The sequence below is a fragment of the Kitasatospora cineracea genome (assembly GCF_003751605.1).
Taxonomy (GTDB): Bacteria; Actinomycetota; Actinomycetes; order Streptomycetales; family Streptomycetaceae; genus Kitasatospora; species Kitasatospora cineracea.
Genome location: NZ_RJVJ01000001.1, coordinates 5461420 through 5474011 on the forward strand (window position 1 = coordinate 5461420; position 12592 = coordinate 5474011).

Sequence of the window (12592 nt, forward strand, 5' to 3'; positions counted from 1 at the left end):
GTTCACGGCCGGGCCCCCGTTCCGGGTGCGGAGGAGGGACGGGGCGGCAGGGTGGGGAGCAGTTCGGCGAGTGCGTCCAGGGTGGTGTGGCTGGTCAGCCGGGTGCCCTCGGTGGGCAGGGCGCGCCCGAAACGGGTGACAGCCTGGGCGAACAGTTCGGTCTGCTTGATCGAGTCGACGCCCAGGTCGGCCTCCAGGTCGGCGTCGGCCGTCAGCACCTCGGGCGGGTAACCGAGCGCTGCCGCGTACAACGCCCTTAGGGCGGACACCACTTCGTCGTGGGTGGGGGAATCGTCGGGGGCGGTATCGGGGGAGGGGGCGGTGTCGAGGGATGGGGTGGGCGTGGTTCGGGGCGGGTGTGGGGGTGGGAGTGGCTGAGGGGGTGGAACGAACTGGTGGATCGTCAGGGAATGCAGCCCGTCGGTGAGTTCGGGGCCACTCGTGCGGCGGCGCAGGGGCGCGAGGGCCCGCACGCCCGGTACGGTCGCCGCCACCAAGCCGCTGAGCACCCCGCGCGGGCCGCACTCGACGAACACTTCGACGCCCTCCGCGTGCAGCAGCCGGACCGCGTCCGTGAACCGGGTCGGGCGGACGAGGTGGGCGGCGACCAGTTCGGCGACCGCGTCGCCGTCGTCCACCCGGCGGCCGAGGATCGCCGAATGCAGCAGGTGCCGGGTCGGACTGGCGTGCAGGGCGGCGGCCCGTCGGGTGAACTCGCCTGCGACGGCAGCCAGGAGGCGATGGTGGAAGGCGTACGGGACGGGCAGGGCGGTCGCCCGGACGCCCACCGCCTCCGCCTTCCACCGCACTCGCTCCAGGCCCTCCGCCGGGCCCGACACCACGCACTGGCGCGGGCTGTTGTCGGCGGCCACGCTCACGCCCCACTCGCCGAGCCCGGCCAGCAGGGCCGCCGTCCGGGCGGCGGACAGCTCCAGCGCCACCATGCCGCCGGGAGGCGGGGGTTGGGCGGCGAACGCGTCGTCCCGGGCGGCGACCAGGGCGAGGCCGTCCGCCAGGTCGAGGGCACCGGCGGCAGTGAGGGCGACCAACTCGCCGAAGCTGTGCCCCAGCAGGACGTCGGGGGTGAGGTGGTGGCGCTCGGTCAGGAGCCGGAACAGCGCCATCTCGGCGGCGAACAGGGCGACGTGCAGATCGGCCGGGGCCTTCCGCACCAACTCCTCCAGCGCCGGGGCCCGTTCGTCGAGCAGCAACCGGGACGGGGCGGCCCGGCCGAGTCGGACGGCCACCGCGTCCAGCTCCCGCAGGGTCTCCGCGACCAGCGGCTCGTCCGCGGCGAGTCGGCCCAGCGCGCCGGGAAGGTAGGCACCCTGGCCGGGGAACAGGAAAGCGCAGCGCTCGACCACAGCAACTCCTCAGTGCAGAGCGACACTTGGAAGAATCGGGAGTGGGAGGGAGGTGGGGAGCGGGATGGGAGTGGGGAGGCGGCGGGGAGCGGGAGGGGAGTGGGGAGGCGGCGGGGAGTGGGAGGGAGATGGGGAGTGGGAGGGGAGTGGGGAGGCGGCGGGGAGTGGGAGGGAGGTGGGGAGGCGGCGGGGAGTGGGAGGGAGATGGGGAGGGGGCCGGGAGCGGGAGGGGAGTAGGGAGGCAGCCGGGAGCGGGGGTGTGCCGTGCGGCGGTCTGCGGAGGCCCGGCGGGGGGCTCGATGAGTTCGGGTGGGCCCGGGGAGGGGGGAGGGGCCGGGCCGGGGTGGGTCGGGGGCGGTTTTGGGCGCGCGCGCATCTCCAACGTACTGGGGTGGGTGGGGGTGGTCATCACCCACATGGGTGCATGGGTGGGGATGCCTGGTTCGAGTGTCGGTCAGGTGAGCGAGGGGGTGGGTGTGGGTGCGGGTGGGCGGCGTAGCCCGGGGGTGGCGGCTCCGATCAGGGCGACGGCGGCGACGCAGAGCAGGCCGCCGCTGATCAGGGCGGTGGTGCCGGAGGTGGCGGAGGCGACCAGGCCGCCGCGGAGGTTGCCGAGGTCGGGTCCGGCCCGGCCGACGATCTGTTCGGCTGCGCCGACCCGCCCCAACAGGGCGTCCGGGGTGTGGAGTTGGACGATGGTGCCGCGGGCGACCACGGAGACGGTGTCCGCCGCGCCGGCCAGCGCGAGCAGTCCGAGCCCCGGCCAGGGGCCGGAGACCAGGCCGAACAGGGCCAGTGCGACGCCCCAGGTCGCCGCGGCGCCCAGCATCACCAGGGCCTGGTTCGGCCGGCGGGTGAACACACCCGACAGGACGGACGCGGCGACGCCGCCCGCCGCGATCGCGGTCAGGAACAGCCCGAGGGTGCGCGGCCCGCCGTCGAACCGTTCCGCGTTGACGAGCGGGAAGAGGCTGATCGGCATGGACAGCACGGTGGTGGCCAGGTCCGCGAGCAGGGCGGCGCGGACCACCGGTGTCCGGGCCAGGAAGGCCAGGCCGTCCCGTACGTCGCGCAACCCCGGGCGGGCGGGAGCGGTCAGGGTGGGCCCGGCGGAGGGGGCGGGTCCGGCGGAGGCGGCGGGTCCGGCGTCCGGGCGCATCCGGGGGAGGCGGGAGGCGGCGTACAGGGCGGCCGCGAAGCTCAGTGCGTCGGCCAGGTAGCAGCCGCCGAGGCCCGCTCCGGCGATCAGCAGGCCGCCCAGGGCGGGGCCGAGCAGCATCGCGCCCTGGAAGGCGACGCGGTTGAGGGCCAGGCCGGCCGCCAACTGCCCGGCGGGCAGCAGGCGCGGGAGGAACGTCCGGGCGGCCGGGCCGCCCACCGCGACGAAGACGGACTGCCCCGCCACCAGGGCGATCACTCCGGCGGCCGGGAGGTGGCCCAGCAGTGCCTGGGCCGCGAGCAGCAGCGCGCACCCGGCCTGCCCGGCGGTGGCCAGCAGGTAGAGGGCCCGCCGGTCCGAACGGTCGACCAGCGCACCCGCGAACAGCCCCAGCACCAGCAGCGGAACGGCCTGCGCCAGGCCCGCGGCGCCGGTCCACACCGTGCTGCGGGTCTGCTCCCAGACCTGGAACATGACGGCCACCAGCGCCAGTTGGCTGCCGAGGCCGGAGACCGTCCCGCCGATCCACAGCCGCCGGAACGCGGACGACTCGCGCAGCGGGGCGACGTCGAGCAGCAGTCGGCCGCCGGTCATCGCCACCGTGGGTCCTCGGCCAGTTTCCCGACGATCCGGTCGTGGAAGCTCCGGCGGCTCAGCGCCCGTTCGATGTCCTCGACCACCTGGCTGAGCGGGTACGGGAGTTCGGCCTCCAGCTCGGCGAGCGCGGCCTCGGTGGCCTCCCACTCGGCGGCCAGCCGGCCGACCACCGCCCGCGCCTTCGCGGTCAGCGCCACCTTCTTGCTCCGGGCGTCCTCCCCCGGCGCGGTCTCCACCCACCCGGCCCGCCGCATCGCGGCCACCTTCTGGCTGAGCGCCGAGTGGGTGTGCTGCACGGACGCGGCCAGTTCGGTGATGGTCATCGGCCCGCGCGCGTGCAGCCGGAGCAGCTCCAGCACGAAACTCGGTCGCAGCCCCTCGACCGGCGCTTCGGCGTAGACCCGGCCGATCTCCTCGTCCATCGACGCCTGGAGCAGGCGGAGCGGACGCCAGCGGCTCAGCTCGGAGGGGTCGGCGGGACGGGCGCGGGGCGGGACTTCGGTCGCGGGATCGGTCGCGGAGTCGGCCGCGGGATCGGCTGGGTGCTCGGTCGGTTCGGGCATGGGGGAATTGTAACAGTGCTTGTATAAGTGCTGTTGTGTATTCTCGGCCGGTGGGTGCGGGCGGCGGTTCGAGGGGGCGGGGGGCAGGGGTCAGGAGGCGGTGGGCGGGGCCGGTTCGCCGGGGAGCGGGGCGCCGGTGCGGACCAGGGTGGTGCGCAGGGACGGGGCGACGCGGGTGCCGGGAGGGGCGGGGAGGGGCCGGTCCGGGGTCAGGTCCTGCCAGGGGGCGGAGTCGGGGCCGGGGAGGCGGTAGCGGGCGCCGATGTCGGTGGCCAGGACGGTGACGGTGCCGTCGCGGAAGGAGAGGACCAGCGGGGTGCTGTCGACCGAGAGGGAGAGCGGGAAGGAACTGCCCTCCTCGACGGAGAACTGGGCCGAGCAGAACCGTTCGGTGACGGCCTTGAAGTGGGCGACGGCCGGCCGGGGGCCGGTGGGGGTCAGCCGGGTGCGGTGCTCGGTGCAGACGATGTCCAAGCCCTCGATGCTGGGCAGCGGCGGTGGCTCGAAGGCGGGTGCGTAGCGGGTGCAACCCTCGGTCGGGCAGCGCCAGTTGCGTTGCAGGAGGTAGCCGAAGTCGGCGAAGGCGGGGCGCCGGGTGGCGGGGGGCTGCGGCTGCAGGCGGACGGTCCCGTCGGCTTCGGGGTGCGGGACGAGCCGGGTCACCCACAGGCTCAGCGGGTGCCCGGAGGGGAAGGGGAGCGGAGAGATCACCGGGACGTCGAGGATCGTGGCGAGTTCGAGCAGGCGGTCACCGTGCGGTTCGGCGGTCTCGATCAGGTCGTTGTCGATCCAGTCGCGGACGGCGGCCAGGTCCGGCCCGCGCAGCGCGTCGAGGACGGCCGGGTCGACGACCGCGTGCAGGCCGGTGGCCGGGTCCCCGCGGTGGGTGATCAGGGCCTGGAGGATCGCGTAGACCTGTTCCACCAGGTCGGCCGGGCCGGTGCGGATCAGTCCGAAGAGGTCGAGCAGCGCGTCGGCGGCGCCCGGGGCGGTGGTGAACGCGGCCTGGACGCGGTCGAGTTGGGTCGGGTGCGGGGTGGAGTGCGGGGCGCCGAGCCGGTCCAGTGCGGCGGTGGCCACGGCCGGCCACCAGCGGCTCCCGGAGGTCAGGGCGAGGTCCAGGGCGAGGCGGTAGGCGTCGGCGGCCCGGGCCCGGTCGGTGGGTTCGAGGCGTTGGCCCCCGTCGACGGCGTCGCAGATCAGTGACTCGTCCCGGCCGGGCCGGAGTTGGACCGCGCCCGGGGTCGGGGTGGCGAAGGGGTCGACCAGCAGGACGCGGACCCCGGTGTCGATCAGGGTGGGCAGGAACTCGTCCTGGTGAAGGGGGGGTTCGCTCGGTGGGCGACGGGAGGTGAGGACCAGCAGCACGTGTGCGTGGTGCTCGGCCAGGTGCGCCAGGACGGTCTCCCGGCGGGGCGGCCGGAGCCCCAGCCGTTCGCCGAGTTCCGACCACAGCTGCGCGGGGTCCAGGTCCTGGGTGGGGACGATGACCGGCCAGATGTCGTCGATCAGCGGGCCGAGGCAGCGCAGGACCGTGGGCAGCGGCAGCCGGGTGGTGTTGTAGAACTCGCGCGGGGCGGTGTCGTGCGGGTCGCCGGTGAGCCAGGACACCAACGCGTCGAGCAGGTGGGCGGGTTCGGGCGTCGGGGCCTCGGCGGGGCGGACCTCGGGGGTGAAGAACGGCAGCAGGTCCTGGGTGGCGTCGGCCGGAACGAGGTCGCCGACGTGCAGGTGCTCCAGCAGGTCGAGCCCGGTGGCGGGCGGGACGGCGGCGCCGGTGGCGAGGGCGGTGAGCCAGTCGGCCAGGCGTTGCGGGAAGTGCGGGCCGGGGAGGGAACCGCGGACCAGCAGGGTGAGAGCCGGGCTCCCCGGGGGCGGGGCGGAGGGGCCGGTGCGCAGCGGGTGCTGGTCGACGATCAGGAGCAGGCGGCCGAGGCGCCCGAAGGCGCGGCGGAACTCCTCCAGCGCGACGCGGCGGACCTGGCGGCGGCGGGTGGCGGAGAGGCCGTCGGGGAGCAGGAGTTCGGCCTGCTGGCCGAAGGCCGCCATGGAGTGGCCGGCCAGGTAGACCGTCACCAGGTCGTCGGGGCCGAGGTCGACCTGCTCCGCCCAGGCGCGCAGCAGGTCCATGGCGCTCCGGTCGCCGGTGCTCCGGTCACCGGTGCTCCGGTCGCGGGTGCCCCGGTCACCGGCGCTCCGGTCACCGGTCGGTCCGGTCTGTCGGTCGCCGGTCGGTCCGCTCTGTCGGTCACCGGTCAACTCGGCCTGCCGGTAACCGAGTCGGCCGAACGCGGTGGCGAGCTGGGCGGCGCCCGCGAACAGGCCGGTGGCGTCCGGCTCGCCCTCGCCGGGGACGGCGACGCCGACGACGGGGAGGAAGAAGCGGCGGCCCGGCGCCGTGGCGGGTGCGGCGGGGGCGGCGGGCGTTGCGGTGTGGGCCCAGGGGCGGGCGGTGGCGGGGAGGGTGAGCGGGCCGTCCGGGTCCGGAAAGACCGCGGTGAAACGGGAGTGCAGGGCGGCGGCGTGGGTGGCGAGGTGCTCGGAGACGGTGTCCACGACCTGCTGGGCCTCGTCGCGGCGCAGGGTGGCGAGCAGGCGCTCCCGGACGCCGGGGGCGAATTCGTAGGCGCGGCCCAGGGGTTCGGTGGACGGGTCGTCCGGGACGGCGTGCAGCAGGCCGCTGAAGACGATCTCGGCGAGGTCGGCGGGCGGGCTGTCCGGCAGTAGCGCGGACTGCACCAGCCGCATCACGCCGAAGTTCAGCGGCACGGCGGACAGCAGGGCGGCGAGCCGGAACACCCGGGGCTGGGACTGGGCGAGGAAGGAGTCGAAGTCGCCGGTGGGGAGCGTGAGTTGACCCGAACCGAGGGATTCGGTCCACCCGGGTGGACCGGGCTGGCCGGACGGGCCGGACCGGTCGGACTGGTCCGGCGGCTTGGGGAGGCGGTCGGGGGTGAGCAGGACGGCGGGCGCGTCGTAGGCGGACGGTCCGGCGGTGGCGCGGGCCCACGGGGCGAGCCACTCGGGGGTGAGGCCGAGGACGGGGACGGCCAGGGTGCCGGGCGGCTGCGGCGGCGGGAGGAGCGCGTACGGGGCGAAGCGGGGGCTCGGGTCGGCGGGGGCGGCGGTGCGGAAGCGGCCGGGCTCGGGGGCCAGTGCGGTCTGCGACCAGAGGTGTTCGGGGAGGGTCTGCAGGACGGCGGTCGGTCCGGCCTGGGCCCAGCGGCGCAGGGCGGCGCGCAGGCGGGGCCCGGCCCAGTCGGGGTGGACGCCGTCGGTCAGGACGAAGGTGGCGGTGCGTCCGGTCGGAGGTGCGGCGGTGCCGTCGTCCGGGGCGTCGGGGCCGGTGAGGCGGTGCAGCCGGACGTCCCGGAAGATGCCGGAGTCGGCCAGCAGGGTGGACAGTTCGCGGGCCAGCGGCTCCCACAGCACCGCGCTGTCGCCGTGCGCGTCGACGATCAGCCGGGCGCCGAGCCAGCGGTCGACGGCGGGCACCAGGACCGGCCACCAGCGCGGGTCGCGGGCCAAGCGTTCGGCGGTGGCCTCCTCGTCCAGCGCGGTGCGGTCGGTGGACGGCACGCCGCGCTTCAACGGGCGCAGCGCGCGGGCGAGTTCGCGGCGGCGGGGGAGGACGCGGTCGGTGCCGACCCGGACCGGAGAGGCGGGCAGCGGCGGGACGTCCGCGGCGGGGGCCGGGCCGGGCAGGTGCAGCGGGCGGCGGCGGGTGGGGTCGGAACTCCGCTGTGGGGGAAGGGCGTTGGGATCGCGGGTGGGGGAGGGGTGGTGGACTCCGGTCGGGCGGTGGAGTTTGACCGACGGCAGGTCGGTCTCGGCGAGGCGGCGGGGCGTGCCGCCGCCCATCCGCTCGCGCAGCCAGAGCAGGTCGGCGAGTTCGCGTCCGGTCGGGGCGGGGCCGTCCGCGCCGCTGAGGTCGGCGAGCAGCGCGGCCAGCCGGCGGACGGCGTCCCGCTGCGGTTCGGGGTTCCGGTGCGGTTCGGCGTCCCGCTGCGGTTCGGGGTTCCGTCGCGGGTCGGTGCTTCGCTGCGGGTCGGTGTCCTGGTGGGTGCCGGTTTCCTGGTGAGGGCCGGTGTCCTGGTGGGGGGTGGCGCCCCGGTCGGGTGGGGCGTCCCGTCCCGGGTCGGGGGCGCTGTTCACGGCCGGCCGGGCGCGGTGTCGTTGAGGTGCTGCATGACCAGGTCGAGCAGGCGTTCCCGGTCCGGGGCGGTGGAGCCGGTGGAGGGGGCCAACAGGTAGACGGCGTTGAGGAGTTGGTCGGTGGCGAGTTCCCCGGTCGCGGCCCGGGCGAGGAACGCCCCGACGGCGGCCTCGGCGGCCGCGCCCGCGCCCGGCAGGTGGGCCTCGACGATCGCCCGCAGCCGCTCGCCGTCCTGGTGCACCGACGGCAGGTGCAGCCGGATGCAGCGGCGCAGGAACGCGGGCGGGAACTCCCGTTCGCCGTTGCTGGTCAGGATCACGAACGGGAACGCCCGGCACTGCACCGCCCCGCGGGTCACCCGCACGGGCGCCCCGCCGTCGTGCGGGCGCACCGCGACGGTCGGCTGCTGGTCGGCGGCCCGGGTCAGCTCGGGGATCTCGAAACCGCCCTCCTCGAACACGTCGAGCAGGTCATTGGGAAGGTCCAGGTCGCCCTTGTCGATCTCGTCGACCAGCAGCACCCGGGGCAGCGCGTACGGGGCGAGCGCGGTGCCGAGCGGGCCGAGGCTGACGTACCGCCCGAGGTCGGTGGCGGCGGCGGCCGCCCCGGCCGGGGCGTCGGACTGGTGGCGGGTCAGGCCGGCGTCCTCCAGGCGGCCCAGCGAGTCGTACCGGTACAGGCCGTCGCGGAGCGTGGTGCGGCTGTTGACGGACCAGCGCAGCACCGGGCCCAGCCGCAGTTCGCGGGCCACCGCGTCGGCCAGGGTCGACTTGCCGACCCCCGGGTCGCCGCTGACCAGCAGCGGACGGCGCAGGTACAGCGCGGTGTTGACGGCGTCGATGGTGCGCTCGTCGGCCCGGTACGCGGCCCGGTGGGGCAGGCGGCGGCGGCCGCCGCCGACCGCGTCGCGGTCCACGGTGGCCAGGGTGCCGTCCGGGCCGCCGTCGAACTCCCGCCAGGGCGGCGGGGGCGGCAGGTCGGCGATCCGGTCGTGGGGTTCGTCCACGCCCTGGTAGATGCGCCAGAGGGTCATCGCGGGAGTCCTTCCGTGGCGGGGGCCGGGGCGGGGGTGGGGGCGGCTGTCGGGGTGGGGACGGGCGTCGGGGCGGGGGCGGCCGTCGGGGCGGGGACGGTTGCTGCGGCGGGTACGACGGTGGCCGGGGCGAGGCGGGTGCGGGGCAGTTGGCGGGCCGGGTCGTCCCAGAGCAGCACCACCCGGCCGCCGAGCGGGGCGTCCGGGCTGTCGCTGTCGCTGTCGGTGTCGGTGTCGGTGTCGGTGTCGAGGGTGGTACCGCTGTTGGTGTCGGGAGAATCTTCGTACAGTTCGGCCTCGTTGCGCAGGTCGCAGATCCGGTCGGGGACGGCGTCCCGGTGGGTGCCGGTGAGCGCCTTGCGGGCCGCGCGCAGGAAGCGGCCGTCCGGGCAGTCGCCCCGGCCCGGGGCGGTGCAGCCGGTGGCGCAGACGTCCGGGGCGAGCGGGCGCGGGTCGGTGCCGCGCTCCCACAGCATCACCGGGATGCCGGAGGCCACCGCGACCCGGAACGCCTGCGCCAGCGTGCCGCCGCGCGGGGCGCCGGCCAGGGCCAGCGCGGCCAGTTCGGGGGCGGTGTTGAACGCGGCGTCCAGCGCCTGCGGGCGCTGCTGGCGGCCGCGCCCGCACACGCAGACCAGCGCCCGGTCGAGCGGACGGTCGGCCAGCTGCGTCCAGCGCTTCAGCCAGGGGTGGTGCAGCCTCGGCTCCTGGTGGCGTTCGAGCGGCCGGACCACCAGCCGGTGCTTCCGACCCAGCGTCCACCACTCCAGCTCCGGCCAGAGCCGCCAGTCCGCGTAGTCCTCGTCCAGGGCCTCGTGCGGCAGGATCAGCTCCACCAGCGCCGTCCGGCCGGGCGTCCCGTCCAGGGCCTCCAGCGCCTCCACCGTCTCGATCTGCGGGGGCAGCAACTCGCCCAGCAGGCGCAGTGCCTGCGGGAGCGTCAGTTCGGCGGACTCGGCGCCGGCCGGGACGATCTCCTCCGGGCTGCGGAACTGCCACACCATCACGTGGTAGCGGGTGCGGTCGCGCAGGGAGTGCCGGACCCGGCCGATCACGGACGGGCGCGGCGGGGCGGTCGTCGTGGCTGTCGTGGTGGGGGCGAGGGGGGTGAGGGGGGTGCTGTCGATCCGTCGGCGGGCGGCCTCGCCGCGGCCGGTCTCCCCGGCCCGGATCAGCACCCGGTCGCGCAGCGCGCGGGTGAGCGGTCCGTGGGCGGGCAGGGTGCGCACCAGGTCGGCGCAGTAGGCGAGTTCGGGCGTCAGGTGGTCGCCGTCGAGGGTGATCCGGGCGGCCAGCTCCAGGTAGACGTCGCGGCGGTCGAGCAGCGGGAGGTCCGGTTCGAAGGTGCCCGGCGGGGCGGCACGCAGGAACGCGGCGCGCAGGTCCGCGGCGGAGTCCGGGGGCAGCTCGGCCAGCAGCGCCAGGAACGCCCGGTCCGCGACGCGCTCCGCGACCCGGGCGGCCAGCCGTTCCCCGGCCGCGGTCAACCGTTCCCCGCCCGCGGCCGGGTGCGGCTCCGCCCACGGCGCGTCGGCGGACGGCAGGGCGTCGGCGAGCGTGCGCCAGCGGTCGTCCGCGGCGTGGAACCGGTCGTGCGCGGCCAGCACCCGCCGGTACGCCGCCGGGTCGAGCAGCCGCAGCGCCGACACCGGCACCCCGTAGCCGCCCATCGCACTGTCCTCCTGCCGGGTCGCCTTCACCACCGCGGCCACCCCGCCCGAACGGTGGCTGAGCACCGGCCCGCCCGACAACCCCGGGTTGACCTCGCCCACCACCAGCTCCAGCATCGCCCGCCCCGGCGGACCGGTCCGGCCGCCCGCCTCCAACACGGCCGTCCGGGGCCCGAGATCGCGGGTGAAACCGGTCGCGGTCACCCTCGTCCCGGACGGCGGCGCCTCCGGATCGAGCCAGACGCACGGGTGGCCGGGCGGCGGGGCGTCCAGCTCCAGCAGCGCCAAGTCCGGGAACGGGTACAGGGGTTGGCCTGCGGCGGAGGCCGCGTCCGGCGCGGCGGCCAGCACCGTCGCCGAGTACACCCCGCCCTCGTACCCGACCCGGGCCGGTGCGCCCGCCGTACCGCCGGCCACGTGCGCGCAGGACAGCACGAAGCCGGGCGCGACGAAGAACCCGCTGCCGTCCGTCCGGCCGTCCACCCGGACCCGGCAGCGTTCCAGCAGCGCCTGCAGGGCGGTCAGCGGATCGAAGTTCCGCATCGAGCGCGGGGCCCCGCCGCGCTCAGGACCCGGCAGCGGGGGCGTCGGGCGTGGCACCGGGCTCGGCACCGCCGCCGGGCTCCCCGGACGCCCCGGGCCCCGCAGGCTCTTCGGGCTCTCCGGACGCCTCGGGTTCGGCAGACTCCTCGGGCTCCGCAGGCTCTTCGGCCCGGGGCCGGTCGTCGGACGGGCCGCCAGAGGTCCACTTGAGGGTGACCTTGAACGTGGCCTTCCCACCGACACCGGTCAGCGCGGCCACCACGCCGCCGCGCCCGGCGGCCAGCTCCAGCCCGAACTCGACCGCCACCTCGTCGGGCCGGGCCGCCGCGACCGCGCTGCGCACGTTGGTGGCGACGGCGTGCAGCGACTCCTGCAACCCCTCCAGCCGGGTGGCGAGTTGCTCACCCAGCCCGGTGTCCCGCGGACCCGAAGGACCGTCCACCAGCGCCCAGACCGCCTGCCCGTCCGGCATCGCCAGCTCGATCAGCTGCTGCATCTCCCCGCCCCTCGCCACATCGCCGCTCCCCACGGCAGCGCCCCATACTAGAACGTCCACCCCCTGCACCGGGCGCCCGCGCCGCGCTCGGCGCGCGGACGGGCCGTCAGCGCGGCGGCCGACGAGGGACCTTGAGAGCACCTGCAGCCCGTGGCAGGCTCGTGCCACATGATCGACGGATCTGCGAAAGGCCATCTGCCCGGGAGACTGCGGCGGGACCGGGAGACGCTGCTCCGCCGGCAGGCCTCCGACGGCAGCGACCTGTGGGCGGCCGGGCACGAGATTCGCGACCGGATCACCGAGCAGAGCCTGGAGCGGCTCTCCGCATGACCGGTCGGGCAGTCGACCGGAGGTGTCCGTCCGGTCAGCGACTGCTGTTGCGAGGCGAGGCCGGTCCGACACCGCAAACCCACACGGGGAAAGGCGCGACCTCCGGCCCGGACCGGGCGTGCGCCTCTTCGCGATCGGACCGGGCCGCCGCGCCGGGCCCCCGATCGGCCAGGAAGCCGGCGATCACGGCACCGAGCTCACCGGAAGGAACGTACGCGCCGCCAAAGGGCAACTCGTCCGCGGCCACCGAGCCGGTCGAGCAACGGAGTTGACTGGCCTGTTCGTCGTGCCACACGTAGAACGTCGCCACCCCCGCGAAACCCGTCGCACGGATGCGCAGCCGGATGCCTTCGGCGGTCCGTTCGAAGGCCGAGACCACCTCCGGCACGGACAGGGCCCGCCGCTCCGCGTCCTCCGCCCCCAGCCACCAGGTGTTGGTCTCCCACTCCACCCGCCGGTCAGTCGGCTCCAGCGCCAGAGGTTCGTCCGCCACTTCGGCGATCCAGGTCAACAGCACCCGAGAAGTATCCAGTACGGCGCGGGCGCCGGGAACCGGCAGGAGGAACGTCGAGCACCCTCGCGCCGCGGGACGTCGTCCCCGGTACCCGCAGGACGCGGAGTGCTCGTGCCGCGCCGAGCTGCTGGGCCCGGACGACTGTGCGGGGAGGCGCTCGGGGAAGC

The 12592-nt window shown here is 76.0% G+C and carries 9 protein-coding genes; 1 reads left to right on the forward strand and 8 read right to left on the reverse strand.

Annotated elements, in window-relative coordinates:
- Positions 1-2: 2 nt before the first annotated feature.
- The 7 genes from EDD39_RS24530 to EDD39_RS24560 form a co-directional block, all read right to left on the reverse strand.
- Complete coding sequence (locus tag EDD39_RS24530) at positions 3-1364, reverse strand: acyltransferase domain-containing protein (protein ID WP_244257001.1); 1362 nt, start codon at positions 1362-1364, stop codon at positions 3-5.
- 454 nt (positions 1365-1818) lie between these two features.
- The gene (locus EDD39_RS24535) at positions 1819-3117 is read right to left on the reverse strand and encodes an MFS transporter (protein WP_123560832.1); all 1299 of its coding nucleotides are present in this window, start codon (positions 3115-3117) and stop codon (positions 1819-1821) included.
- Positions 3114-3683: a MarR family winged helix-turn-helix transcriptional regulator gene (locus EDD39_RS42195; RefSeq protein WP_279638412.1), complete on the reverse strand. Its 570-nt coding sequence runs from the start codon at positions 3681-3683 to the stop codon at positions 3114-3116. The genes EDD39_RS24535 and EDD39_RS42195 overlap by 4 nt, the downstream gene beginning before the upstream one ends.
- A 90-nt stretch (positions 3684-3773) precedes the next feature.
- Positions 3774-7838 (reverse strand): SAV_2336 N-terminal domain-related protein, encoded by a 4065-nt coding sequence (locus EDD39_RS24545; RefSeq protein ID WP_123559375.1) that lies wholly within the window; start codon positions 7836-7838, stop codon positions 3774-3776.
- A complete protein-coding gene (locus tag EDD39_RS24550; protein WP_123559377.1) occupies positions 7835-8872 on the reverse strand; it encodes an AAA family ATPase in 1038 nt (345 codons plus the stop codon). Before EDD39_RS24550 ends, EDD39_RS24545 begins: the two co-directional genes overlap by 4 nt.
- Entirely contained in the window at positions 8869-11085 is a 2217-nt protein-coding gene (locus EDD39_RS24555; RefSeq protein WP_123559379.1) for a VMAP-C domain-containing protein, read from the reverse strand. The genes EDD39_RS24550 and EDD39_RS24555 overlap by 4 nt, the downstream gene beginning before the upstream one ends.
- Before the next feature lie 22 nt (positions 11086-11107).
- Entirely contained in the window at positions 11108-11581 is a 474-nt protein-coding gene (locus tag EDD39_RS24560) for a CU044_2847 family protein (protein ID WP_148089512.1), read from the reverse strand.
- Between the two features lie 168 nt (positions 11582-11749).
- On the opposite strand from EDD39_RS24560, the gene EDD39_RS24565 reads away from it, so the two are divergent.
- The gene (locus EDD39_RS24565) at positions 11750-11911 is read left to right on the forward strand and encodes a hypothetical protein (protein WP_162869905.1); all 162 of its coding nucleotides are present in this window, start codon (positions 11750-11752) and stop codon (positions 11909-11911) included.
- Between the two features lie 34 nt (positions 11912-11945).
- Here EDD39_RS24565 and EDD39_RS24570 read toward each other — a convergent pair whose 3' ends face one another.
- The gene (locus tag EDD39_RS24570) at positions 11946-12428 is read right to left on the reverse strand and encodes a hypothetical protein (RefSeq protein WP_123559386.1); all 483 of its coding nucleotides are present in this window, start codon (positions 12426-12428) and stop codon (positions 11946-11948) included.
- Between the last annotated feature and the right edge of the window lie 164 nt (positions 12429-12592).